The organism is Lysinibacillus sp. LK3, assembly GCF_001043675.1.
GTDB classification, from domain to species: Bacteria; Bacillota; Bacilli; order Bacillales_A; family Planococcaceae; genus Lysinibacillus; species Lysinibacillus capsici.
This window is the reverse complement of sequence record NZ_LDUJ01000003.1, coordinates 51,859-77,196: the sequence shown is the minus strand read 5'-3', so window position 1 is coordinate 77,196 and position 25,338 is coordinate 51,859. Positions and strand designations below refer to the sequence as shown.

Genomic DNA, 25,338 nt, shown 5'->3' with positions numbered 1-25,338 from the left:
ATAAATTAATTTCTGAATATTAAAATATTTTAATTGGAGGTATCACACTTATGGCATGGACATTTAGTTTTAACGTTACAAATGACACAGATCGAGATTTAGAATTGGTGGAATCACAATTGCACTGGGGATACTGGAATACAAATGGTGAAGAGGATAAAGGACCCCAATCAATTAAAGCAGGACAAACAATACAGGCCGTTGGGGTCAAATCTGCCTTTGGTCCGAATGGTTACGAATTTTCTTGTTCATGGAAGGATAATAACAAGAATCATGAAGGAAATATGCAGGAACCATATGGTGTTGTAAGCCTTTATGTTAATGTGCCATATAACAATCCCAATGAAGCAACTTGCAGAGCGAATGGGTATTTTGAAGTGAATGAATGGAAGGGTATTACTCATGATGGACATAACTTTGTTCGAGATATACGGATTTCGAATAAGATGGACAGGATTAGAAAAAAGGAAGTACCTAATAGTTTATATACAGATTGGTCCAAAATAGACACATTAAAGGTTGTTGAGAATGTAGAAACTATTGATCTAAATCAGTATATTCCTAGTGGAGTTAACTTTGAAAAGAAAGCAATATTTAAAACGTCTATATTTAAAATTTCGAAAAAACTTTGGGATGGGGTTAATGATGTAGATTTTGATAGCCTTTATTTGAAAAAGCGTGAAGTGAATGATTATTTTTCTGTTGAGGTTACTTGCATAAGAGCAGATGCTTCAAAAGTTGAAACTGTCACTAGAAGAGGAAAAATAAAAGTAAAAGATGAACAGTTTATATCGACTACAAGTAAAAAAGTAGTAGAAAAGGTTAGCACGATTGAAACCGCACTGAAATTTTCGGAAAAAGCTTCAGTTTCTGAAGAAAAGATAGTGAAGGCGAGTGTTGAGCAAGAATTACAGACGGAATTAAGAGCGAAGTTTAATATATTAAATTCTGTGACCAAAGAACAACAACAAACAGAAAGAAAGTCAATTGATAGAGAATTTGAAGCACCAAACGATAAAGATATGGATGTTGTACCTTGGATTTTTAGTAAAATGATTCTTTTATATCGAACTGATAAAGATAATGTGACAACATTAATCGGAGCATCCGAATGGGATTACGCAATTTTGAACCGTACACATGAATTCGATGTTATGGATAATGCAAAGATAAAAGTAACAACAGGAGGGGAGAATTAAAATGGCAACTTGGACTTTTTCATTAATGATAACAAATGCAACAGATCGTGAATTAGAAGTTTTTCATAAGGAGAGAACTTGGGGTATTTGGAATACAGAGGATATTGAAGGCAAAGAGCCTATGAATGTTCCGCCTAATACAACTATTCAGGCTTTAGGAATTAAGGCTTCAACAGGGCCTAATGGCTATGAATGTTCTTGCTCTTGGCGAGATAAGGTACCGCCAGGTGAAAAATCCTATGGTACTATCTCGTTATCATTAGACGTACCGCAAAAAAGTCAAAATAGAGCTGAATGCTTGGCTGATCATCAATTTCATATAGATAGCTGGGAAAAACTACCGGAAAAAGGGCATAACTTTGTGCGTTCCATCATTGTTACAAACAAGAACTCCTAAGCGCAATTAATATTTGTATGGTGATAAATATGAAACGAATTACATGTGATTTTTCTGACGATTTGATAAATTTTGATGAAATAAGCTTACGTCTCGCTACAAAGGAAGACCAAGCGGTATTATATCGAATATTTGAAGAATCACGAATGGAGTTATCTTTTATAGAGGATGAAAATGTAAGGAAAAGTATTGTACAACAACAATATGAATTAGATAATGTGCAGACTAAGAAGATGTTCCCAAGGGCAGAAAAGATAATTGTTCAATATAAAGGGAAGCCAATCGGGAGATATACCATTGATAAAACAAATATAAACTATCGATTAATTTGGATAGGATTCCTTCATACGTGGAGAAGCAAAGGTATTGGGAAGTATATTATACAATCTATGATGAAGGAAGCAACCCATTATTTGAAGGGCATGGAACTTGAAGTGGCTAAATTTAATATAGCTGCCTATCAGTTATATAAAAAGCTAGGGTTTAAGATTGTAATGGATAAAGAAGCAACATTTGAGATGTACTGGAGAAAATAAACTTAAGGAGAGATATTTATGGAAGCATTTATAGGAGTAATTTTACCTTGGGCAGGAACATACGCTCCAAGAGGATGGTTGTTTTGTAATGGACAACAATTACAAATTAATCAATACCAAGCTTTGTATGCAGTGATTGGATTCCAATACGGAGGGGATGGAAAAACGGTTTTTAATTTGCCAAATCTTAATGGCCGCGTTCCAGTAGGTGCCGATATGGGGGGACAAAGAGATGCAGGAATATCATCTTATTCGAATGGTAGTAAGGGTGGTACAGAGCAGACGACTTTAAGTATAAATAATTTACCAAGACACAATCATCTTTTTAGTAGCGCAGGTGGTATCCTTAAAAACGCTAATGCTACTGTTGCTATTCCCGTTGTAAATAATGATGGTACGACTAATATTCCAGATGATAACAGTACCCTCGGAAAAGGCATTTCTAATGGCAGGGACGCTAATATTTATAGTAAGAATACTTCAAACGGCACTCTAAAGTCCTTTGATGCTCCAGTAACTGGTGATGTATCAATTAGTGGGATAATAGGAGAGACAGGTAGTGGTACTTCATTTGATAATCGCCAACCTTATTTAGCAGTGAACTATATTATTTGTATCGAAGGACTATATCCACCGAGACCTTAGTAATTGAGGGGCGTGTTATGATGAAAATATTTTCTAGGTTAAAGATAGGCATTCTGTGTATTTGTATGATAGTACTAAATCTTTCTTCGATGACAATTGTGGAGGTTCCAAGAGTTTCAGCAACTACCTTTCCATCAAGCGAGGATTTTGAATCTAGTGACGGCGTGGGTACAAATCCCCGTATTATAGGGGATTGGGAATTTGCATTATTAAAAATTGATGGTACTTTGGATGATTCAAATAATAGTAACAATGATATTGACGATTTTTATCCAACTGATAAAAGTTTAGGGATGTCGGGTTACCCTGGTATTGTTACTACAGCTTCTATTAAGTCCATTAAAGGAAATTTCAAGCTAAACTCATTACGATTAGAAAGTGCGGTTAATGAAATTGTAGAACTCAAAATAGAAGGATATAGAGATAATACATTTGTTACCGGAGCTGTAGTTATAAATCAGTACATGCCTTTTGAAAAAATTGATGTCCCATTAACGGGGGAACCATGGCAAAACATCGATGAAATTAGAATTAGTAGAACAGATGGAGTTGCAGATATATTTGTGAGGATTTATCATTTGGATGTAAGTGCATCAGTTACGAGTACAGAAGATTTAATACCTCCAGAAATAAGCAATCCATCTATTAATGTTATGAATATTAGTAATAATAGCGTGACATTAAACTGGCTAAAAGCAACAGATAATATTACTTCTACAGAAGATTTAGAATATCAAATCTATCAATCTACAAGTAACAATATTGATACAGTTAGTCATATAGAGACAAATGGCATTGCTTTAGGAAACTATTCAAAGGATATCGCAACATTTGATATACCTGATTTATTACAAAATACAACCTACTATTTTAACATCATAGTGAAGGATGCAGCAGGAAATAAAACAGCCTATACTATGGTGAATGTAACTACACTTAAAGCGTATTCTGTAAGTTTTAGTGTGGACGGAGGAAGTACAGTCCCAGCACAAACAATAGCTCATGGAGAAAAAGCAACGGAGCCACCTCCACCAACGAAAGCAGGATATACATTTGTCGGCTGGTACACAAGCAGTAGTGGGAATACACCATTTAATTTTGATACTGCGATTACAGGAGCCACAACGATTTATGCAAAATGGAATCCTGTGACGCATACAGTGAGCTTTGATGTAGATGGAGGAAGTACAATCCCAGCACAAACAATAGCTCATGGAGAAAAAGCAACGGAGCCACCTTCACCAACGAAAGTAGGACATACATTTGTCGGTTGGTACACAAGCAGTACGGGAAATACACCATTTAATTTTGATACGGCGATTACAGGAGACACAATCGTTTATGCAAAATGGAATCCCTTGACGTATACAGTGAGCTTTGATGTAGACGGAGGAAATACAATCCCAGCACAAACAATAGCTCATGGAGAAAAAGCAACGGAGCCACCTTCACCAACGAAAGCAGGACATACATTTGTCGGCTGGTACACAAGCAGTATGGGAAATACACCATTTAATTTTGATACTACGATTACAGGAGACATAACGATTTATGCGAAATGGAGTCCTGTGACGCATACAGTGAGCTTTGATGTAGATGGAGGAAGTACAATCTCAGCACAAACAATAGCTCATGGAGAAAAAGCAACGGAGCCACCTTCACCAACGAAAGCAGGGCATACATTTGTCGGCTGGTACACAAGCAGTAGTGGGAATACAGCATTTAATTTTGATACTGCAATTACAGGAGACACAATGATTTATGCGAAATGGAATCCTGTGACACATACAGTGAGCTTTGATGTAGATGGGGGAAGTACAGTCCCAGCACAAACAATAGCTCATGGAGAAAAAGCGACGGAGCAACCTCCACCAACGAAAGTGGGACATACATTTGTTGGCTGGTATACAAGCAGTACGGGAAATACACCATTTAATTTTGATACTGTGATTACAGGGGACACAACGATTTATGCAAAATGGAATCCCGTGACACATACAGTGAGCTTTGATGTAGACGGAGGAAGTACAATCCCAGCACAAACAATAGCTCATGGAGAAAAAGCAACGGAGCCACCTCCACCAACGAAAGCAGGACATACATTTGTCGGCTGGTACACAAGCAGTATGGGAAATACAGCATTTAATTTTGATACTACGATTACAGGAGACACAATGATTTATGCGAAATGGAATCCTGTGACTGTGACACATACGGTAAGCTTTGATGTGGCTGGCGGTAGTGCTGTCTCCAATCAGATGGTGGTACATGAAGGAAAAGCAGGTCAGCCAACACCAGCGCCAACGAAAGCTGGCTATACATTTGGGGGCTGGTATACAAGTAATGCCTACACAACACCATATAATTTTAATACTCTTATTACAGCAAACACAGTGATCTATGCAAAATGGATTAGTAATAATACAGGTGGCGGTAATACTGATCCTTCACCAAATCCTGATTCAGGTTCATCAACACCTTCAACCAATGTAGAGGAAATTGTAGTAGATGTAGAATCTGGCAATGGTGATGTAGTTTCAAAAACAACGATAAAACGAGCAAAAAATGTAGATAACACGATGAATGATGATGTCACATTAACAGCAGCAAGCGCAACAGAGACAATTAGGAAATTAAAGGAACAAGGGAATGATAAAGCAAGGATTATCATCCCAGACGAGAAGGATCAAGTAAATCAAGTCCAAGTGTTCATTCCTAAACATGTGCTGTCACTTTTGCAAAATGGAGCAGTCCATCTCGAAATTGTTACCGATAACGTTAGAATTGAAGTGCCAAAAACTTCATTGGAAATGTTTAGTGAAAATCTATACTTCCGACTCGTTCCGATAAAAGGGCATGATAAACAGCTAGAGATTGTAGAACAAGCCAAAAGGGAAACCGTTGTGCAGCAATTGGTAGAAGGTGCGGTTGTAGAGATACTTGGTCGTCCAATGAGCATTGAAACCAATATGCAAAGCCGTCCTGTTAAATTAACATTGCCGTTGCCTACAGATTTAACAGATGAACAACTTGCCAATTTGGCGATCTTTATCGAGCATAGTGATGGCACAAAAGAAGTTGTACGTGGGAAGATTGTAGAATATCAAAAGGGAATAACAGGTTTACAGTTTGAGGTGAATAAATTCTCCACCTTCTCCATTCTCTACTTACCAGAGAAGGAAGAAGTGAAGGAGCCAACTACAGAGGGTGTTACACATCTACCTTACATTCAAGGCTATCCAGATGGTACCTTCCGTCCGAATGCTCCTGTTACAAGGGCACAGATGGCAAGTATGTTTGCTCGTCAATTAACAGGTAACGCCATACCGCAAGCAAAGGCAACCTATACAGATACATTCCAACATGATGCTAAAGATGCAATCGAATTTGCGAAGGAAAAGGGTCTGTTTAAAGGGGTTACAGCAACGAACTTTAATCCAAACGGCTTTATTACGCGTGCACAGATGGCTACATTGGCAGCCCGCTGGATAGAACAGCAATGTATAGAACGTCCTGATGCAGATTTCTGTTCACCAACCTCACAAAGTGCAGTATTCAAAGATGTGAGTGCCCATCATTGGGCAAGGCAAGCAATTGATACTGTCAATGCAGCGGAAATTATGACAGGGATAACAGCAGATACATTCAATCCAGATGGATTTTTAACACGTGCACAAGCAGTGAAGGTATTAAATCGACTGTTTGAACGTCAAGTTCTTATTGAAGATCAAACACCATTATTTAAAGATGTTCCAAAACACCATTGGGCATTTTATGAGATTCAAGAAGCCGCAAAAAAATAACCAAAAAGAGGGTACGCGATTCGTAATGTAATCGCAGTGCCCTTCTTTTTCATGGCTCGAAATGGAATTTATATCCCGAACCCCTCACTGTTATAATCTTTGCTCTATGGCCAGCAACGGATTCTAGCTTTTTTCGTAAATTACTAATATGAACCTTCAATGCCTGTGTATGCCCGATACTTTCCTCTGCCCAAATAAGCTTATACAGCTCTGATGGGGGAAAAATTTGTCCTGGTCGTTGTGCTAGAAAGAAAAAAATTTGAAATTCCTTTGTAGATAGGGCTAATGCTGTATTACCGATATATACTCTTCCAGAATGAACATGAAAGTGAAAATCCTCTATTATATGAGCTTCTTCCTCTATGTGGTGTACAGCAGCTTTAACATGAAATTGCTTTCTACGCATGGATATTCTCTTGATTGTCTTCATTAAACGCTCTTTCTCAATAGGCTTTAAAATATAGTCAACAGCCTGTACATTAAAAGCTTCTATTGCAAAACGTTCATATGCAGTGACAAATACAATGTCCATTAAAAAAGGAAGGTCTGCAATCTTACTAGCAAATTCAATACCATTCATTTCGGCCATATCTATATCTAAAAAAAGAATATCAGGTTTGAGTGTAGGGATGTTTGCAATAGCCTCTAGTGGATTTACGAATTTTCCGATAATAGTAACATCGCTATTATCATGTAACGTGGCTTCTAATAAATTGATTGCTAAAATTTCATCATCTACTATGATGGCTTTCAACATTTTTTCACCTCTTATCATCTAAATTTAGAATATTATGTAGCGCAACTGTACTAAATAAATTTTTCGTCATCAGTTTTATACTTGCCTGTAGCAATGGAAGCTGGATTCTGAAATTATTCGATTCTGTAAATTATGTAATTTATTAGTATGTAAAACACATTTATCGTCCAATCTAACTGGATCATTACTTACAATAAAGCAATTTTTTTCTCCTTTAACTGATTTAAGTTTATTAGTATTCTCGCACTTTAGTAAATGAGATGCATTTCCCATATCGTGATGTATTATGAGGGGATAATAAAATATGCCTTTCTACCCATAGTATAGCATGCCAATAGTTAACAAAAAATAGATTAAAGCGTGTATCATAATCTAATGATAAAAATTTTAAGCTAAGTGTATTTTGTGCATTTTGTGTATTTAAAGTGCATATACTTACAATCACTCTGTTTTTTGCTTATAATGAGAAAGTCAGAATTATTTCTGAAAAAAGTAGCCACAAAGTGAGCGATTGCGATTGAAAAAATTATTATATGGTATCTTCTTTGTTGTTTTTATAGTCATTTTTTTGTACGTAAACAATCACTGGCTAGTCGTAAGTAAACATGTGTTTGAATCAGATAGTGTGCCTGACAGCTTTGATGGGCTACGCATTGTACAAGTTTCGGATTTACATGACGCTGTCTTTGGTGACAAGCAACAAAAATTGATTGCTAAGGTAAAGGATACAAAGCCTGATTATATTTTTATCACAGGTGACGTGATCGATAGTAATCGCTATAATTTAAAACAAAGCCTACAAGCAGTGGAAGGACTAGTTAAAATAGCGGATGTTTATTATGTACTAGGAAACCATGAGGTAGCGACGAATAAGGTGAATGAAATTTATGAGGCGCTGTCATCGTTAGGGGTACATATTATGGCCAACGAATCGACCGTGTTAGAGCGCGACGGGGAGCGCTTGGCGATTGTTGGTATTGAGGATCCGTTAATGGGTAGAACAACAGAAGATATGCTGGACATTGCAACGGCCTATTTGCCAGACGATATGTTTAAGTTGTTACTAGCACATAGACCAGAATTATTTAATACGTATGTAAATTATCACATAAATTTAGTATTTTCGGGACATGCGCATGGTGGGCAAGTTCGTATTCCTGGGCTTGGAGGACTTGTGGCACCAGGACAGGGGCTGTTCCCAAAATATACAGCTGGTGTCTACGAAGCAGACGCGACGAAAATGGTAGTTAGTAGAGGGTTGGGTAATAGCACAGTACCATATCGTATTTTTAATCTACCAGAAATTATTGTGATGGATCTAAAGAAAAAATAAGCACTGCGTAAAATTTACGCAGTGCTTTCAATTTGTTTGCGTTCTATACGTTTAACGAGGTAAATACTTATTTCATATAAAATAATCATCGGTATTAATACGAGTAACTGACTTATAAAGTCTGGTGGCGTGATAACAGCGGAGCCTACGCCCATTGCGATATAAGACCAGCCTCGTATTTTTTTCATGGATTCAGCAGTCAGTACACCAATGGCTGATAAGAATAGGGCAACAATCGGTAACTCAAATAATAGACCAAGCGGTACAGTCGTCATGATTAAAAAGTGCATATATTCATTTGCTGATACCATGACATCGAAATTGGTAGCCCCAATGCTTACTAAGAATGTATAGCTAAGTGGGTTAACGACGAAATAGCCAAAAGCTACTCCTACTAAAAATAGAACTAACATGATTGGTGCATAGAGGCCTAAAAATCGACTTTCCTCTTCTTTTAAGCCTGGTTTAATAAAGCTCCAAAGAAAGTGGACGAGGAAAGGCATTGCAAGACCAAAAGCTAAAGTTGTTGAAATCGTCATGTAAAATTTAACTACTTCTAGTGGTCCTAAAATAACGAGTGAGTGACCTCGCGTTATGAATGGAAACCAAATATTAATAGTAGAAAAGACAACAATGAAAAATAAAATAAAAACCGTTAACCCTTTGATAATTTGCTTACGTAAATCACTAAGATGCTCCAATAATGAGGTAACAGGTATCAGGGGTTCATCTGACACATGATCCTCTTCAATTGCTACCGTAGGTATTTCAACTAAAGCCTCCACTGGCTTTGGAGGCTCGGCTTGTGGTTTATCTAGAGGGCTTAAATATTTTCTTTTTCCGTCTTCATATGGATCCATAGGAAACCCTCCTACGAAGCATCAGATTTTTTTTCGACCTTTTTTACGGTATCATCTTCATCATCCATAAGTCCCTTAGTAGACTTTTTAAATTCTGCAAACGTTTTGCCAACCGCTCCACCGATTTCTGGTAATTTTTTTGGGCCAAATACAATTAATACAATCACTAAAATAATGATTAATCCAGGTACTCCAATTGCTCCTAGACCTCCCATAAGTCTTGCCTCCTTTAGAATGATTTTTTTATACTAATGAACCACCTGATTGACTGTATTTGATGACTCCCTCAGCACAACGGTAGGCAAGTGCCCCTAATGTGCCTGTTGGATTATAACCACTATTGTGTGCAAAGTTGCCTGCACTTACTGCGAAAAGGTTATCAACATCCCAGTGCTGTAAGTAATTATTCACAACCCCTTGTTCTGGTGTTAAGCTCATCACCGTACCACCTGTATTATGCGTTGTTTGGTAAGGTACGATATTGTAATCGGTAATTTCCGCGTTAGGGACAATAGTTTTTGCACCCATTTCCTTCATAATGTCAGCTGCACGTGCAGAGATATATTTATGAAGAGCTCGATCCTGATCAGTAAAATTGTATGTTAACTGAGTTAATGGCAGCCCGTAAGCATCCTTATAGGTAGGGTCCAGTGATATATAGTTTTCCTTATGTGGCATAGATGCTCCTTGCGCACCAATCCCAAATGAACGTGTATAGTAATAAATAGATTGCTTTTTAAATTCTGGTCCCCAAGTAGGCGTATCAGGCGGAGTTGGATTTGAGCCGATTGGTCGCGTACCTGTCTGTGTAAGTGCAATATTACCTCCGTGAATAAAATCTAAATCACTATGGTCAAAATTATCCCCATTGTAATCGTCTATACACATGCCTAACGAACCTGCACCCATAAATGTATTGTATTGTTCCTCGAAGAACCCAGCAGCACCAGGCAAAATTTGATAGCAATAGTTTCTGCCAAGTGTTCCTTTGCCAGTAGTAGGGTCATATCTTTCACCAATGTCAGAGACCATTAATAGCTTGGCATTATTAAAGACATAACTAGTTAATACAACAGCATTAGCTGGCTGAATGAATTCTTCTCCCGAAACAGTATCGATATATCTTACACCTGTAGCCTTGTTACCCTGCTTTAAAATTTCAACAACATTGGAATTAAAGCGTAAATCAAAATTCCCTGTCTTCAGGGCTGTAGGGACAACAGTAATTTCTGCGGACGACTTTGCACCATATTCGCATCCAAAGCGTTCACAAAAACCACAATATTGGCAAGCGTTGATCGTTTCGCCATCTGGATTTTTATAAACCTCTGATACATTAGCTGATGGAACCATATAAGGTGTTAGCTTCAGGTTTGTTGCAGCTTTTTCGAATTGTGCAAGCATAGGCGTTTTTTTCATAGGCGGTGTTGGATAGGGATTCGAACGCTTTCCACTAAATTTATTTTTATCATCACCTGAAATACCAGCTGTTTTCTCGAACTTATCGAAATAGGGCTCAAGCTGATCATATGTTAATCCCCAATCCTGAATCAGATAATCTGGTCCAAGCTTATTTGGTCCATAACGTTTATCTGTTAATGTCTTGATTTGAAAATCATAGGGTAAAAATCGATAAGTCATTCCATTCCAATGTGTTCCTGATCCACCCAGACCCTCTCCAAGTAAGAAGGAGCCAAGCTGACGCATTGGTAATGCCTTCATATTGCGATCATTCCGAAAGCTTACGGTCTCTTTAGAAAGATTTTGCATTAAATCATATCGGATGGCATAACGGTATTCGTCATGAACATTTAAATAATCCTCGGTCCCACGCTTTTGACCTCGCTCTAAACCGACTACCTTTAAGCCAGCTTTAGCACATTCAGCAGCGACAATACCGCCAGTCCAACCTACACCAACTGTTACAACGTCTACACTCGGTAATGTTTTAGCCATTTTGTATCCCCCCTTAGTGGTTGCCTAATGGATTAGGCTCAATTTTTTGGAACTTGGCATCTTCTATTTGTGTAATATAAGCCATCTGGTGACCAGGGAAGCCCTTCATACGCCAGCCATCCATATTGCGATTTCCTCCATACATAGGGTCAGAATAAGCTCCCTCTAATGTAGCTGCTCGTAATAATGAAAAGAAGAACGCGGAAGTAACCCCAACCATTTCTATGTCACCTTTTTGGAAGGCAGTTAATATTTCATCCATTTGTTTGCCATCTAAATCGTTAAAGCTTTTCTTATAACGCTTTTGTGCTTCATCCTCCATTTTTTGAATACCCTGTCTAAAAATTTCCGCTCGCGTTAAACGGCTCTGATAGCCTTGAGTTGGGGCACCAACATCAAATGGACCTTGCATATATTCTTTAGAGTTACTTCCATAATTTCCTGCAAGTTGATGATCGATAAAATAGGGAACGTCTAAACCAATAGCTCCTGGTCCCAAATCGTCCTCTGGGAAGATACGTTCTGTGGCCTTTGATAAGATACTAAAATCTTTTTCATTTCTGAAGAACATCTTAGCTTTTGGTGAGCCTGTGGCCTCATTCGTTGTTTCATGACCACCATGCTCTAGGGTAGAAGTACCTTTACCATGGATGTTGTAACCAACTAATCCTCCAATTAAACCACCACCGACTAATGTACCAGCAGCAATACCTGTAGTTTTTAAAAAGTCTCGACGAGAAACATTATTTTTGTCTGAACTCATGGAAATCCTCCCCTCAAAATGTGTTAAACGGATCCTATCTTTAATAATCAGCAAAAAATGTGAATTATAATCAATTTTTGTTGGAAAATGTTTTAATTACCTCTATTAGCATGGTGTACTCTCCTTTTTAATGACAAGGGGGATCTATGAATTGAAAATTTTGTAGAAAATTGTTAGCACTATAAAGGTAGTGTAAATGGTATTATTATACATTTATTAATCATATTGGAAAACTTTTGTTGACTTCTACTTTTAGTGACTTTACTCTGAAGTTATGCAAAAATATGTGGATTGTATAGCTAAAAATGGAAGAAGTGAGAAAAAGAGAAATGTGGTTAAAAGGTATTGGTGGTAAATTAATTGTTGCAATTATAGCTCTTGTATTTGTAACATGTGGCACGCTTGGGCTATCTACTTGGATAAATAGTACAAAAGCTGTGAATGAGCAAGTGGAATCTAATTTGGTATCTAGAGCAGAGGATGTGTCCCAATACATAGAAGAACACTTCCAATTAACACTAGTGGAGGTGGAAGCCATTGCAGAGCAAGAGGCAGTTCGGAGCATGGACTTTGAAAAGCAGAAGCAGTATCTCTCGAAACGTCTTGCCAGTAATGAAAATTACTTAGGTTTTGGCATTATCAATGCTAATGGAGTTGCCCATTATCTGGATGATACAACAGCTGATCTAGGGGATCGTGATTACGTAAAAGAAGGTTTTACTGGTAAGTCTGTCATGTCTGACATTACGATTAGTCGTGTAACAGGTGAACCAGTCATTTTAATCGTTTCTCCAATTGACACAGTGACAGGTGAAAAAGCTTTATTATTAGCACGTATTGACGGCTATTACCTATCTAAAATTGTAGAAGGCATTAAGGTTGGAGACAGTGGCTATGCATTTATGTTAGATGCTAACGGAACAATTATTGGACATAATAATCATTCGTATGTGAAGGAGCAATACAATCCAATTAAGGCAGCAGACGAAACAGGTATCAAGACAGGCAGAGCAATGGCTGCTAAAGAAATGATTGCTAATGATAACGGTTATTTTTCTTTTGAAACGGAAGATACAGGAACTAGTCTAATGGGCTATCATACCCTCGATAATGGTTGGAAAATGGGGGTTATCGCATTAGAAGATGAGATGTTTTCAGGGCTTTCTAAGCTTAAGACGAACTTCATTGTCACTACGATCATAGTTTCAATACTTGGGCTATGCATCTCATTTGCCATTTCTCGCTCTGTTAGTAGACCACTTCGACATGTACTTCGCATTAGTGAGGGCTTATCGGAAGGAGACTTTACACAGGAAATTCCAGAAAAATATTTGAAACGTATTGATGAAATGGGAACGATGGCACGTGCATTAGATCGCATGACTGATAATATGCGGGAAATGATAGCCAAAGTGAGTCGAGAAGCAACGGCAGTGAATGAAGCTGCGTGTGATTTAATGGGAGATGTAAATGGAGTAACAAAGCGTTCAAAGCAAATTGCTGGTGCAATAAGTGAAGTAGATCGAGGGGCACAAAGCCAAACTGTGATGGCAGAGGAAAGTGCCTCAGCAATGGAACAAATGGCGATAGGGATACAAAATGTAGCTGAAGTTGCCTCCACAATTGCTTGTAATACAGATTTTATTTCCCAGAAAATTAGTGAAAGCAATCATGCAGTTGGACAATCCGTTTTACGTATGAATGAGATTCAGCAAGGCACAACAGATGAACTATCAATTATTCACAAGCTAGAAAAAGAGTCAGAAGAAATTAGCTTAATTTCAAAAATGATTACCGATATCTCCGATCAAACAAATTTATTGGCATTGAATGCCTCTATAGAAGCAGCACGGGCAGGAGATGCTGGTAAAGGCTTTGCCGTTGTAGCAGAAGAAGTTCGCAAGCTATCGGAGCAAACAGCAGAATCAGCTACTAAAATTAATGTGCTCATTGAAAGAGTTCAACTTTATACATTAGAAGTAGTAAAAGCAGCTGAATTTGGTGAAGATAATGTTGAACGTGGTTTAGCTTCTATTGAGGCAGTGGGAGAACGCTTCGAGGAAATGGTTCGAGCAGTAGGAGAAATAGCAGGTCAAATTGAAGAAATGAATGCTTCAGCTGAACAAATGTCTGCCAATACGGAGGAAGTTTCCGCGTCTATGGAAGAAATGGCAGCTACTGCACATGCGGCAAGTGATTATGTGCATGAGGTAACAGATGCAACAGCGGAACAGTTGAAGACGGTAGCAGTAATGAACAATCAAACTGAAAAACTATCAGAAATGGCAAAACGTTTATATGAAGCCATTCAAAAATTTAAATATTAAATTAGAGAGGAGCTGTCTATTAATGACAGCTCCTCTCAGAGTGTTGAAAAACAAAACCATCCATACAATTTTTGTGAAAGGTCAAAATGGATTACCTCTCCATGCAGAGGATCGTCTGTCTAGCTATCCCACGAAAGTCAGGAATCCATCCACTCCACCTCATAAAAATGTTACTTTTTTTGCAAAGGCTTAATTGAAGGTGTTCACTACTCATTTTATGGAGAGGTATGGCAATCATCATTTCTCCCATTGAAATTGAGAGTCAAAATCCTTTCTCGAATTATACATTTGCTATTTTGTTCACAACGACTGTATGAAAGATAAGGAAAAGCCACTTTTACAGAATGGTTGATTGGAGAGGAGCCAGTGTCACTCCTAGGGGATTTAGCGTCACAGATGAGACCCTGAAGCGAACGTAAGTGAGTGAAGCGGCTCACCGGACGCCCCCTGGAAAGGACGCTGGCGTAACGGAAATCAATCACTTACCTTGTCAAAAAGTCTTTTTCGGCTAGTGACATTGTCTTTTTTCAATAACATAGGAGGAGCTGTCTATTAATAACAAACAGCTCCTCTATTATAATGTAATTAAGCGTCTTGCATCGCTGCTAGTAATTCTTCTTTCGAAACGGTGCAATCGCCACCGCCTTGTACCATTTGGTCACTTCCGCCACCCTTACCATTAATAAGCGGCAGTGCCTTTTGGGCAACATCCTTCATGCTTTTTGAAACATTATTACCTCTTGCTGCAACGAATTGTAGTTTGCCATCATTTTCAGACACAAGTAGAGCTATTACATCTTTCTGTTCCGTAACAATCATACGGGCTATTTTTTGTAGCTCTTGCATTGTTCGCTGATTAAAAGCAGCCGTTACGACACCTTCGCTATTAACAAGTGCCTTTGCTTCATACGTGAGTAATTCCTCTTTCGCAGCAGCGAGTGCTTTTTCTGTAGTTTTTTGAGTAGATAAAACTTTTGTAAGTGCTGTGGCAGCATCAAACTCAGGGACACTTAATTGACGAGCAACGTCCGCTAAAACTTTTTTCCGCATGCCAAGCTCAGTCAAAACGCGTTGACCACACACAAAAGAAACGCGCACATTGCCCTTCATTTTTTCGGTCCCTAATATTTTGATGGAACTAACTTGCCCTGTAGATGTAGGGTGAGTGCCACCACAACCGTTGTAATCAAAATTAGGGATAATCACAAGTCGAATGTCTCCCGTCACTGCGACCTCTTTACGAAGATTATAGTTGCCCAGCTCTTGTTCTGTAACCCAGGTAGTTTGAATGGGGCGGTTCTCTAGAATAATGTCATTGGCTCTTGCTTCTGCCGCTGCAAGCTGTTGCTCAGAAATCGTTTCTATAGCAAGATCAATTGTTACTTGCTCACTGCCTAGATGAAAGCTTACAGTCTGCGCATTAAAAAGCTCTACAAAAGCAGCTGTTAAAATATGTTGCCCAGCATGCTGCTGCATATGATCGAATCGTCTTGGCCAATTTAACTTGCCATGTACCACACCATCTAAAGTCGATAGATCACCTTCAATATAGTGACGAATTTCATCATCCACTTTTTCAACATCTATGACCTCCAACGCATTCAATGTACCTGTATCGTGAGGTTGACCACCACCAGTTGGATAGAAAGCGGTGTTCGATAGTACAACATAATGACGGTCGGATTCGTCAGTTCCTTTACTAATAATAGTTGCATCAAACTCTTGTAACATAACGTCTTGATAATATAATAGCTCTTTCATGAAAAAGCCTCCTCGTATGTAGGGAAATTTAGTTCTAAATTAATTCCATTTCATTGTGGCATAATTACTGACAGGTGTATACGAGTTTTCTAGTTGACCCATGCTGAAATTGATTTAATATAGAAAAGAACAGCTAAAGAAAAAGGAGCAAATATAATGGAAATTACACAATTCTCAATGGAAGAGATTTTAGACCCAACAAATATTATTGAAGGTAAGCGTTATGAATTTATTCTGGATGTAGAAATTGATGAAGAGGATGAGCTTTACCACGAAGCTGGCATTGAAATTCGTGTCCTAATTGGTGAAAAAGACGAAGAACCATTTATATTAAATTACTTCATCATGGAAAAGGCTGAAGGTGAATATTTAGACTTTGCATTAGAGGATGATGAACTAGAAGAAATTTTGACATTCTGTAAAGAAGAAATAGCGAAAGCATAGTAAGTAACAGGTAGAGAGTATAGATTCTTTACCTGTTTTTTTATTGAATTAAGGATTATGTAAGCTTGATGAAATATACATGTAGTATTGAAGGACTAAACTTAGTTTTAGTGTTCAGAAAATAGGGCAATTTAAAGAGAGAGGTGTTTCTATGTCAACGTACACGCAATCCATTTTTATAGCATTTTTCATAACTATTATTTTATCCTTTGTACTATTTATACCATGGCTGATTTATACGTATCGTAAGTATGGATACTTATCGATGTCCAAAACCATTATCATGTTCTCATTTATTTTTTACTTTTTATCAGCGCTTTGTTTAGTATTACTACCATTTCCGTCTACAAGAGATACTTGCTCACTTCAATCCGCGGACACCGTTCATACTAATTTGCGACTTTTTCAATTTGTTGATGATGTTTTAAAGGATAGTGGCGTTGTTGTCACAAATCCATCTACATGGCTTGCTATCACAAAACAGCAGGCATTTTTTCAAGCCTTCTTTAATTTCTTACTACTAATGCCATTCGGCGTTTACTTGCGATATTTTCTTAAAGAAAGAAGGTACTGGAAACGTGCATTTTTAATTAGCTTTTTGCTAACATTGTTTTATGAGGTCACACAAAGAACAGGCATTTATGGCATCTTTAATTGCGCATACCGAATCTTTGATGTCGATGACTTATTACTAAACAGTGTAGGTGCGCTCCTAGGTTTCTTCTTAGCACCAATTGTTTGGGCATTATTCCCCTCTCATGAAGAGGTTGAGGCTAAAGCTGCTGAAATGGAAAAAAATGATATTGTTAAGCCGATTTCTATTTTACTAGCATTGGCCATTGATTTATTTATCGTCCAATCAGTTTGGATGATTATTGGTGTTCTGACAGGGTATAGCGGTACTTTTGAATTCTTAGTGAAAATGGCTCTGTACGTGGTACTCTTTGGGGTGTTACCAAGTATGATGAATGGTGCAACACTCGGTATGAAGGTGATGCGTTTTACAATGGTCAACAAGAATGGCAAAAGTATTGTAAAGCAATCATGGCGTCGTTGTATTGCTATTATCGCTACCTTGTGTTTATCAGAAGCCATTACAACATTAGGTGACATCCAATTAGATATGGATTCACCATTTTATGTTCTACAAATTGTCATTTCTCTACTTGCCGCAATAGCAGGTTTTGCACTTACAATGATAATAGCTATTCATGTGGTACGGGTCATCGTAAGTGGTGGAAAACGACGTTTGTATATCGATCAATATGCAGATTTAATGGCAACAAGGAAAAAATAAGGGGGCTTGTAGAATGAAATACGTCATCATTGGTGGAGATGCTGCAGGTATGTCTGCAGCAATGGAAATCTATCGGAATGTTCCAGGAGCAGAAATAACTACTTTAGAACGTGGTTTTATTTATTCATATGGGCAATGTGGATTGCCTTATGTTGTAGATGGTCGTATTTCATCAACCAAACGTTTAATTGCAAGAGATGTCGAAACTTTTCGAGATAAGTATGGCATTGATGCAAGAGTTGGCTATGAGGTAGAGAATGTAAACATAGAGAAGAAGGTTATTACAGGTACACAAGCAAGTGGTGATAAATTTGAGATTACCTACGATAAACTTCTTATTGCAACGGGGGCTAGTCCAGTCATGCCTGTGAAAAGGGGGAATGAGCTAGATGGTATCCATACGGTAAAAACAATTCCTCAACTGGAAGATTTGATGGCAGATTTAACATCAGAGATTGAGCAGGTAACAATCATAGGTGGTGGCTATATTGGTTTAGAAATGGCTGAAACCATACATGCCTGTGGGAAAAAGGTAAGGCTTATTCAGCGCGGAAGTCATGTGGCCCGTATTTTAGATGAAGAACTTGCTCAGCATGTTCATGAGGAAGCGAAAAGGAACGATGTAGAGCTGTTATTAAATACGAGCGTTGAAGCTTTTGAAGGAAATAAACGAGTGGAACGTGTTATTACAGATAACGGCGTTCTAGAGACGGATTTAGTCATTGTCGCTTCAGGCATAAAACCAAATACACAGTTTTTAAAGAATACTGGGATTGCACTTGCAAAAAATGGAGCAATCATTGTAAATCGCCATTTAGAGACTTCCCTTGAAAATATTTATGCAGCTGGCGATTGTGCAACTCACTTTAATATTGTGAAAGAACGTTTAGATTATATACCTTTAGGAACGACTGCTAATAAGCAAGGTCGTTTAGCAGGTCTCAACATGTCAGGCAAATTTGCTCCGTTTAGAGGAATTGTGGGCACTTCTATTTTAAAATTTTTCAATTTAACTATTGCTACAACAGGTATTAATGAGCGCGATGCTAAAGAGCTTGGTTTTGACTATGAGGCATTTAAATTATCTGCACGCCATATAGCCGGCTATTATCCAGGTGCACAACGTATGTTTATAAAAGTGGTCGTTCGCAAGCGTGATCAATTGTTATTGGGTGCACAAATCGTGGGACCAGCGGGAGTTGATAAGCGTATCGATGTGTTTGCGACAGCATTATATAGTAAAATGACCTTACCTGATTTGCTAGATTTAGATTTGGCCTATGCACCACCATTCAACGGTGTTTGGGACCCTTTGCAGCAGGTGGCAAGAATGAATGGACGTTTATAATAGGAGGTAGAGAGATGAGCATTTATGATATTAATGTAACTTTAGAAGATGGTACTATCTATAGCCTTGAACGTTATAAAGGAAAGCCGATGCTAATTGTTAATACAGCTTCCAAATGTGGCTTTACACCACAATTTGAAGAATTAGAAGGTCTCTATGAAAAATATCAGGAGCAAGGTCTGGTTGTACTTGGTTTTCCATCAAATCAATTTAAACAAGAGCTAGCGTCAGCTGAAGAAGCGGCTTCCCAATGTCGACTAACATATGGAGTGACGTTCCCGATGCATGAGATCGTGAAGGTGAATGGTAAAGAAGCACATCCTATTTTCGATTATCTTACTTCCCATTCCAAAGGATTTTTAGGCAATAGTGTTAAATGGAACTTTACAAAATTCCTTGTAAACCGTAATGGAGAGGTTGTTGGACGATACGCCTCAGCAGATAAGCCAAGTAGCTTTGAGGAAGATATTCAAAAAGTATTAGCACAATAGATTAGAAAAGATTCATGCACAGTTTGTGTATGAATTTTTTTTTGTCTACAAATTTCAAAAAGCAGATGATTTAAGGTTGATGTAAGCTTGCGACAAATTTGCTGTAAGTTTGAGGTCGTATACTAAAGTCAGAAAGAAGAGGTGAGCGTATATGACGCCATTATTAAAGGTACAAAACGTTGGGAAAAATTACGGCAAAGGCGCAAATACTTTTACAGCGCTATCGAATATATCATTTGAAGTAGAAAAGGGAGAGTTTGTTGGGGTAATGGGTCCTTCTGGGGCTGGAAAATCTACGCTTCTTAATGTATTAGCAACGATTGATACGCCAACAACTGGTGAAATTATTATTGAAGACACTAATTTGGCACGTATGAAGGATGCTGAATTAGCGGATTTTCGTCGAGATAATTTAGGGTTTATTTTCCAGGATTATAACTTGCTCGATTCTTTAACAGTGCGAGAAAATATTGTTTTACCACTAGCGATTGCAAAAATGCCGATAAAGGCTATTAATGCAAGAGTTGATCGAATTGCTGCATTGTTTGGAATTAGTGATTTATTAAACAAATATCCTTATCAAATTTCAGGTGGGCAAAAGCAGCGTACAGCCTCGTCGCGAGCATTAGTGACAGAACCAAAACTAATTTTTGCCGATGAGCCTACAGGTGCGCTAGATTCAAAATCTGCAACCGATTTATTAGAAAGCTTAAGTGATTTAAACCAATCTCAAGCCGCAACGATTATGATGGTTACACATGATGCCTTTGCAGCTAGCTTCTGCCAGCGCATTCTATTTATTCAGGATGGACAGCTATCTAAGGAAATTCAACGTGGGACTCTAACGAGGAAGCAATTTTTCCAAGAGATCTTGCAGGTGCTATCTAGCATCGGGGGTGGAGTAAATGACGTTATTTAGTTTAGCGCGTAAAAATATTCAACGCAATTTATCGAATTACTTTTTATATATTGCCTCAATGGTATTTAGTATCGTTATTTACTTTACGTTTGTGACGCTCAAATATAATGATGATCTTTCAGCCTTAAAGCAATCGTCACAACAAATTAAAGGATTGATGAGTGCCTCGTCAGTCGTACTTCTGTTCTTCATTGTCATCTTTATGGCCTATTCCAACTCGTTTTTTATGAAGAAGCGGAAAAAGGAAGTAGCCCTTTACTCGTTACTAGGTGTACGTAAGCAAAAAATTGGCTTAATGCTCTTTTTTGAAAATTTAGTCATAGGGCTTGTCTCTCTTGTGTTTGGTATCCTTCTAGGTTTCTTTATGTCCCAAGGGCTATTAATGATACTAGTACGCTTAATGGGCTATGAAGTGGTTGGTAGCCTGACATTTTCAATGGAGGCGCTAATTAATACAACGGGCATTTTTACACTACTGTTTTTATTCACATCCTTACAAGGTTACCGTGTGATTTATCAATTTAAACTAATTGATTTATTCCATGCAGACAAACAGGGAGAGCAAATTCCACGTGCATCATTAGTAGCTGCTTTACTTGGCACTGTACTTATTGCATTTGGTTATTATACAGCTGCCTCTGATATGTTTACGAGTGAAATATGGAGATTCTTTACGGTATTAGGTACGCCATTAATGGTTATAGGGGTAACAATTGCAGGGACATACCTTCTATTCCATAGTGTGAGTGTCTTTGTATTAACAGCATTAAAGAAAGCAACATCATGGTCCTGGAAGGGTTTAAATTTAATCGGTGTTTCTCAATTATTGTATCGTATTCGAGCTAATGCCAAATCGTTGTCAATCATTGCAATTTTAAGTGCCACTACGATTACAGCAGGTGGCGGTGTCTTCGGTATGTATTATAATGCAGAAGCTTCTGTACGTCAGATGCTGCCAAACACATTTATGTGGAAAGGCGAGACAGTAGAATTTTCACAACAGGATGTCTTATATAATGAAGCACTGGCTGTGAAAAATTTACGTGTGGATAATGAATTCTCATTTTTCGAATATACATTACTTAAGGAATCGGACTATAATCGCTTAGCGAAATTACAAGGCAAGGATAAAGAGCTACACATTGCAGAGGGCTCTACGATTTTACTGGATGCAGCCTATGATGAACGATTTTCACATGATTTTACAGGAGAGGACTTTAAGTTACAAAACGGAGACTCCTTCCATGTAGAAAAGATGTACACGGAAAGCGTGTTAAACTTTATAGCAGCTGGAACAGTTCTCGTTGTGAATGATCAAGAGTTTAAAGCTACTGATGCCGATGAGATTATGATGCAGGTTGTTGGATTGGACAATGATTTGAAACAACAGGACGTGTCGAAAGACATTTACCAACAGTTGTCATCTGAACAACAAGAATCATTTTCTAGTGTACCGCAAAGCTATGAGGATAGTTTAGCAACAGTTGGTGCCCTATTGTTTGTGGGAAGCTTCCTAGGATTGGTCTTCCTAGCGGCAACAGGCAGTATTATCTACTTCAAAATTTTAACGGAAGCCGAAGAAGATCAGGCAAAATATGCTATTTTAAATAAAATTGGTGTAAATAGTCAGCAAATCTTAAAGACAGTAGCAGGACAGGTCGCTGTTATCTTTAGTGCGCCACTTATTGTGGGTATTGCACATAGTGTGTTTGCATTACTAGCATTTTCACAGCTATTTAACATGAATATTACAAAACCAGTCATCTTGTGGATGATTGCTTATTCAGCTATTTACTTTATTTATTATATCTTTACCGTTCGTTCGTTTTATAAAATAGTGAGACAGGGGAATTAATATGAAAAAAGTATTTTTCGGAATAGGTGCATTGTTTATCTTATTCGTAGCAGGGTTAATTGTATTGATGACTGTAGATTTTAACCGATTAAATAAAGATACCTACTATGTTCATATCACGGCTGATGGTGAGGTAGAGGAGTATAAAGCAGATAGTGGTGAAATCTTTAAAATGTATTGGTACGAGCTACCTACTTACGATAAAAATGGGGAAGAGAAAACATTAAAGTTTTCCGCTCATAAAAATTTACGCCAGGATGCTTATTTAAAGCTTTACGTGAAAAAGGAAACAGAAGTTACTTCATTTGATGAAGTGAAATTCCATGAATTACCTGCTAAAGTACAGGATCAAATGAAATAGCACAAAGTGGGAGTCTCAACATTTGAGACTCCTTCTTTTCAAACACGAAAGTTCAGTGCTAAAGTATTTAGCGTTTAAATTCAACTGGTTAAATTTAGTTTATTTATTTAGTATTCCTTTTGTAGATCAATAATAACGCATGTACCTTTTCCTTTTTCCGAGGTGATGGTTACTGTTCCTCCATGAGCCTCAATGATATCTCTAGCAATAGCTGTACCTAAACCAGTCCCAGCAGTATTGTCCGTATTTGTGCCTCGGTAATAGCGTTCAAAAATATGTTCTAGATCCTCTGGGTCTATCCCCTTGCCATTATCAGAAATTGTAAGAGTATGCTCATCAACAGACACATGGACAGATACATCGGGAGCATTATGAAGCAATGCATTGTGTAAAAAGTTCATGATAGCTCTGCGCATAAAATGTTCATCTATTTGATGCAGACTTTTCTCGGTTGTCGCCTCAAACATAAGATTAGCTTGTTCATATTGTGGTGTATTTAATGTTTCAATCACTATCTCTCGAATAAAAGGCACCATGTTCACTTCATTTAGTGTAAGTGGAAGCTGTTGATGTCTTAAACGCATCGTTAAATTTAAGTCATCCAGTAGATTTTGCATATGCAATGATTGCTTTTCTATAATTTGTGCATACTCCATTTGCTCATTATTTGTTATTTGTGCATCATTCAATAGTTCTGCATAACCTCGAATAGAGGCAAGTGGTGTTTTCATATCGTGTGAGACATTACTAATCCATTCTTCACGCATAATCTCTAGTCTCTTTCGCTCCTGTTCATGGGCTGCCAATTCTCGTGATACTTCATTTAAGTTTTCAAAAACCGGCTTGTAGACACCACCAGGAGACTTAATAGACGTATGATCATGATTCTTTAAATGATGAATGCGATCTATCATCGCATAAAGAGGTTTCGTTAATGTACGACCAAAAAGCCACCCTACTAATGTAGCTACTAACAAGTCCGCAATCACGATGAACAAGCCAAATTTCCCTATAAACTGTAAGAGTGATGTGCCAGAAACATGCGTAACAAACCTTGTAACACCGCTACCTTTAATACCGATTAAATAACTAATGGAATCCTTACTGCCAATATACACCGTAGTATCAGAATCGAATTCTTTATATTTATATACTTGAATTAAGTCGATAGGTGCATAGTGCAATGGTGCTTTATCTGGTGCAAAATGAGCATCAATCACTTGACCATTTTCATTAAGCAATTGTATCCACGCATTTCTTTGATGCAATTGTTCGATTCCTTCTGCACGTATGGAAGTTGCTCCATTTTTTATCTCGATATATTTTTGAAATTCCCGCACAAAGTGTTCCTCTTCTGTGGCAGAAACGCCTTCAGAGTCAGTTGCTAGCCGATAAGTAAGGAGTCCCATGAAGATAGCTGTATTGACGAAAATAACAATGATGACGATAGAAAGTACGGAAAGGAGAAAGCGAGCGGTTAATTTCCACTTCATTCTTGTGCCTCTTTTGGCATGACAAACTTATAGCCAAGTCCTTTTACAGTTGTGATATATAGAGGATTAGAGGCATCCTCCTCAATTTTTTCACGCAACCGGCGAATATGCACCATAACAGTGTTATCAGAACCGAAGAAATCCTCTCCCCATACACGTTCAAATAATGTTTCTTTACTTAAGATTCGATTGGGATTGTGCATAAAGCACGCCATTAATCCAATTTCCTTAGCTGTTAACTCCAATAATACGCCATTTTTATGGACTTCAGTTTCATCGGCATTCAACTGAAATGGTCCAATTTGTAGTGCTTTTTCAACAATATTCGTTATGGTATCTTGTGTTTGATAGCCAGCTCTACGTAGTTGCGCCTTCACACGATAGGCTACTTCTTTCGGGCTAAAAGGTTTTGTAATATAATCGTCTCCGCCAATGGCTAGTCCTAAAATTTTATCAATTTCCTCATTTTTAGCAGACATAAAGAGCACAGGGACATGGGATACTTCACGGATACGTCTACATAAATCGTAGCCCTCACCATCGGGAAGCATGACATCTAGAAGTATAATATCGGGTGTTGTTTGTTGAAAGCTTGTCCATGCATCGTGAATGGTACCAGCTGTATAAATTTGTTTGTAGCCCTCTTTTTGTAAGCTTACTTTTAGTAGATTCGCTAAATCTGCCTCATCATCCACTACTAAAATGGTTGGTTCTTGCACTTGTTCACACGACCTTTCGATTTGGAAGAATCTTTACTGACAATTATTATAAATGAAATGTATAGAAAAGAGGA

At 37.9% G+C, this 25,338-nt stretch carries 22 protein-coding genes; 14 read left to right on the top strand and 8 right to left on the bottom strand.

From position 1 onward, the window contains the following. Positions 1–50 precede the first annotated feature (50 nt). The 5 genes from VK91_RS03375 to VK91_RS22350 are packed head-to-tail and all read left to right on the top strand — an operon-like array spanning position 51 to position 6,580. A complete protein-coding gene (locus tag VK91_RS03375) occupies positions 51–1,199 on the top strand; it encodes a hypothetical protein (protein ID WP_048390798.1) in 1,149 nt (382 codons plus the stop codon). 1 nt (position 1,200) lies between these two features. Then, complete coding sequence (locus tag VK91_RS03370; protein ID WP_048390796.1) at positions 1,201–1,596, top strand: hypothetical protein; 396 nt, start codon at positions 1,201–1,203, stop codon at positions 1,594–1,596. A gap of 29 nt (positions 1,597–1,625) precedes the next feature. Further along, positions 1,626–2,132: a GNAT family N-acetyltransferase gene (locus VK91_RS03365; RefSeq protein ID WP_048390794.1), complete on the top strand. Its 507-nt coding sequence runs from the start codon at positions 1,626–1,628 to the stop codon at positions 2,130–2,132. An 18-nt stretch (positions 2,133–2,150) separates the two neighbouring features. Further along, the gene (locus tag VK91_RS03360; RefSeq protein ID WP_048390792.1) at positions 2,151–2,777 is read left to right on the top strand and encodes a phage tail protein; all 627 of its coding nucleotides are present in this window, start codon (positions 2,151–2,153) and stop codon (positions 2,775–2,777) included. Between the two features lie 17 nt (positions 2,778–2,794). After that, positions 2,795–6,580 carry an InlB B-repeat-containing protein gene (locus VK91_RS22350; protein WP_082148114.1) on the top strand — a complete coding sequence of 1,262 codons (3,786 nt, stop codon included), beginning with the start codon at positions 2,795–2,797 and terminating at the stop codon, positions 6,578–6,580. A 49-nt stretch (positions 6,581–6,629) separates the two neighbouring features. Here the strand turns inward: VK91_RS22350 and VK91_RS03350 are convergent, their stop codons facing one another. Continuing rightward, positions 6,630–7,337 (bottom strand): DNA-binding response regulator, encoded by a 708-nt coding sequence (locus tag VK91_RS03350; protein ID WP_048390790.1) that lies wholly within the window; start codon positions 7,335–7,337, stop codon positions 6,630–6,632. Between the two features lie 517 nt (positions 7,338–7,854). Between VK91_RS03350 and VK91_RS03345 the strand changes: the two genes are divergently transcribed. Next, positions 7,855–8,670, top strand: coding sequence for a metallophosphoesterase (locus tag VK91_RS03345; RefSeq protein ID WP_048390788.1), 816 nt, complete (start codon positions 7,855–7,857; stop codon positions 8,668–8,670). Positions 8,671–8,684: 14 nt separating this feature from the next. Here the strand turns inward: VK91_RS03345 and tatC are convergent, their stop codons facing one another. From tatC to VK91_RS03325, 4 genes are read right to left on the bottom strand one after another with little or no spacing between them, the layout of a single operon-like run. Continuing rightward, positions 8,685–9,530: a twin-arginine translocase subunit TatC gene (gene tatC / locus VK91_RS03340; RefSeq protein ID WP_048390786.1), complete on the bottom strand. Its 846-nt coding sequence runs from the start codon at positions 9,528–9,530 to the stop codon at positions 8,685–8,687. An 11-nt stretch (positions 9,531–9,541) separates the two neighbouring features. After that, positions 9,542–9,745, bottom strand: a complete 204-nt coding sequence (gene tatA, locus VK91_RS03335) for a twin-arginine translocase TatA/TatE family subunit (RefSeq protein WP_048390784.1) — start codon at positions 9,743–9,745, stop codon at positions 9,542–9,544. 28 nt (positions 9,746–9,773) lie between these two features. Further along, complete coding sequence (locus VK91_RS03330) at positions 9,774–11,486, bottom strand: GMC family oxidoreductase (RefSeq protein WP_004233912.1); 1,713 nt, start codon at positions 11,484–11,486, stop codon at positions 9,774–9,776. A 13-nt stretch (positions 11,487–11,499) separates the two neighbouring features. Beyond that, the gene (locus VK91_RS03325) at positions 11,500–12,249 is read right to left on the bottom strand and encodes a gluconate 2-dehydrogenase subunit 3 family protein (RefSeq protein ID WP_048390782.1); all 750 of its coding nucleotides are present in this window, start codon (positions 12,247–12,249) and stop codon (positions 11,500–11,502) included. A gap of 329 nt (positions 12,250–12,578) precedes the next feature. Here VK91_RS03325 and VK91_RS03320 point away from each other — a divergent pair, with 329 nt between their 5' ends. Continuing rightward, the gene (locus tag VK91_RS03320) at positions 12,579–14,576 is read left to right on the top strand and encodes a methyl-accepting chemotaxis protein (protein WP_048390800.1); all 1,998 of its coding nucleotides are present in this window, start codon (positions 12,579–12,581) and stop codon (positions 14,574–14,576) included. A 585-nt stretch (positions 14,577–15,161) separates the two neighbouring features. On the opposite strand, the gene VK91_RS03315 is transcribed toward VK91_RS03320, so the two are convergent. Continuing rightward, positions 15,162–16,337 (bottom strand): serine-tRNA(Ala) deacylase AlaX, encoded by a 1,176-nt coding sequence (locus VK91_RS03315; RefSeq protein ID WP_048390780.1) that lies wholly within the window; start codon positions 16,335–16,337, stop codon positions 15,162–15,164. Between the two features lie 156 nt (positions 16,338–16,493). Between VK91_RS03315 and VK91_RS03310 the strand changes: the two genes are divergently transcribed. From VK91_RS03310 to VK91_RS03280, 7 genes are all read left to right on the top strand, one after another. Then, entirely contained in the window at positions 16,494–16,781 is a 288-nt protein-coding gene (locus VK91_RS03310) for a DUF6509 family protein (RefSeq protein WP_036075918.1), read from the top strand. 151 nt (positions 16,782–16,932) lie between these two features. Continuing rightward, positions 16,933–18,078, top strand: a complete 1,146-nt coding sequence (locus tag VK91_RS03305; protein WP_048390777.1) for a VanZ family protein — start codon at positions 16,933–16,935, stop codon at positions 18,076–18,078. A 13-nt stretch (positions 18,079–18,091) separates the two neighbouring features. After that, a complete protein-coding gene (locus tag VK91_RS03300) occupies positions 18,092–19,426 on the top strand; it encodes an FAD-dependent oxidoreductase (RefSeq protein ID WP_048390775.1) in 1,335 nt (444 codons plus the stop codon). 14 nt (positions 19,427–19,440) lie between these two features. Then, the gene (locus VK91_RS03295) at positions 19,441–19,917 is read left to right on the top strand and encodes a glutathione peroxidase (RefSeq protein WP_048390772.1); all 477 of its coding nucleotides are present in this window, start codon (positions 19,441–19,443) and stop codon (positions 19,915–19,917) included. 151 nt (positions 19,918–20,068) lie between these two features. Next, entirely contained in the window at positions 20,069–20,836 is a 768-nt protein-coding gene (locus tag VK91_RS03290) for an ABC transporter ATP-binding protein (protein ID WP_048390770.1), read from the top strand. Continuing rightward, positions 20,823–22,691, top strand: coding sequence for an ABC transporter permease (locus tag VK91_RS03285; protein WP_048390768.1), 1,869 nt, complete (start codon positions 20,823–20,825; stop codon positions 22,689–22,691). Before VK91_RS03290 ends, VK91_RS03285 begins: the two co-directional genes overlap by 14 nt. 1 nt (position 22,692) lies before the next feature. Next, positions 22,693–23,052 carry a YxeA family protein gene (locus tag VK91_RS03280; RefSeq protein ID WP_004233888.1) on the top strand — a complete coding sequence of 120 codons (360 nt, stop codon included), beginning with the start codon at positions 22,693–22,695 and terminating at the stop codon, positions 23,050–23,052. A 107-nt stretch (positions 23,053–23,159) separates the two neighbouring features. On the opposite strand, the gene VK91_RS03275 is transcribed toward VK91_RS03280, so the two are convergent. Beyond that, entirely contained in the window at positions 23,160–24,545 is a 1,386-nt protein-coding gene (locus VK91_RS03275) for a HAMP domain-containing sensor histidine kinase (RefSeq protein ID WP_048390765.1), read from the bottom strand. Next, a complete protein-coding gene (locus VK91_RS03270; RefSeq protein WP_048390763.1) occupies positions 24,542–25,264 on the bottom strand; it encodes a response regulator transcription factor in 723 nt (240 codons plus the stop codon). The genes VK91_RS03275 and VK91_RS03270 overlap by 4 nt, the downstream gene beginning before the upstream one ends. Positions 25,265–25,338: the final 74 nt, after the last annotated feature.

Bases quoted from the DNA above. Each gene is read 5' to 3' on its own strand.
- tatC (WP_048390786.1), bottom strand. From the start codon at position 9,530: ATGGATCCATATGAAGACGGAAAAAGAAAATATTTAAGCCCTCTAGAT.
- VK91_RS03275 (WP_048390765.1), bottom strand. From the start codon at position 24,545: ATGAAGTGGAAATTAACCGCTCGCTTTCTCCTTTCCGTACTTTCTATC.
- VK91_RS03310 (WP_036075918.1), top strand. From the start codon at position 16,494: ATGGAAATTACACAATTCTCAATGGAAGAGATTTTAGACCCAACAAAT.
- VK91_RS03320 (WP_048390800.1), top strand. From the start codon at position 12,579: ATGTGGTTAAAAGGTATTGGTGGTAAATTAATTGTTGCAATTATAGCT.
- VK91_RS03295 (WP_048390772.1), top strand. From the start codon at position 19,441: ATGAGCATTTATGATATTAATGTAACTTTAGAAGATGGTACTATCTAT.
- VK91_RS03350 (WP_048390790.1), bottom strand. From the start codon at position 7,337: ATGTTGAAAGCCATCATAGTAGATGATGAAATTTTAGCAATCAATTTA.
- VK91_RS03285 (WP_048390768.1), top strand. From the start codon at position 20,823: ATGACGTTATTTAGTTTAGCGCGTAAAAATATTCAACGCAATTTATCG.
- VK91_RS03280 (WP_004233888.1), top strand. From the start codon at position 22,693: ATGAAAAAAGTATTTTTCGGAATAGGTGCATTGTTTATCTTATTCGTA.
- tatA (WP_048390784.1), bottom strand. From the start codon at position 9,745: ATGGGAGGTCTAGGAGCAATTGGAGTACCTGGATTAATCATTATTTTA.
- VK91_RS03375 (WP_048390798.1), top strand. From the start codon at position 51: ATGGCATGGACATTTAGTTTTAACGTTACAAATGACACAGATCGAGAT.
- VK91_RS03290 (WP_048390770.1), top strand. From the start codon at position 20,069: ATGACGCCATTATTAAAGGTACAAAACGTTGGGAAAAATTACGGCAAA.
- VK91_RS03300 (WP_048390775.1), top strand. From the start codon at position 18,092: ATGAAATACGTCATCATTGGTGGAGATGCTGCAGGTATGTCTGCAGCA.
- VK91_RS03360 (WP_048390792.1), top strand. From the start codon at position 2,151: ATGGAAGCATTTATAGGAGTAATTTTACCTTGGGCAGGAACATACGCT.
- VK91_RS03330 (WP_004233912.1), bottom strand. From the start codon at position 11,486: ATGGCTAAAACATTACCGAGTGTAGACGTTGTAACAGTTGGTGTAGGT.
- VK91_RS03365 (WP_048390794.1), top strand. From the start codon at position 1,626: ATGAAACGAATTACATGTGATTTTTCTGACGATTTGATAAATTTTGAT.
- VK91_RS22350 (WP_082148114.1), top strand. From the start codon at position 2,795: ATGATGAAAATATTTTCTAGGTTAAAGATAGGCATTCTGTGTATTTGT.
- VK91_RS03305 (WP_048390777.1), top strand. From the start codon at position 16,933: ATGTCAACGTACACGCAATCCATTTTTATAGCATTTTTCATAACTATT.
- VK91_RS03325 (WP_048390782.1), bottom strand. From the start codon at position 12,249: ATGAGTTCAGACAAAAATAATGTTTCTCGTCGAGACTTTTTAAAAACT.
- VK91_RS03315 (WP_048390780.1), bottom strand. From the start codon at position 16,337: ATGAAAGAGCTATTATATTATCAAGACGTTATGTTACAAGAGTTTGAT.
- VK91_RS03370 (WP_048390796.1), top strand. From the start codon at position 1,201: ATGGCAACTTGGACTTTTTCATTAATGATAACAAATGCAACAGATCGT.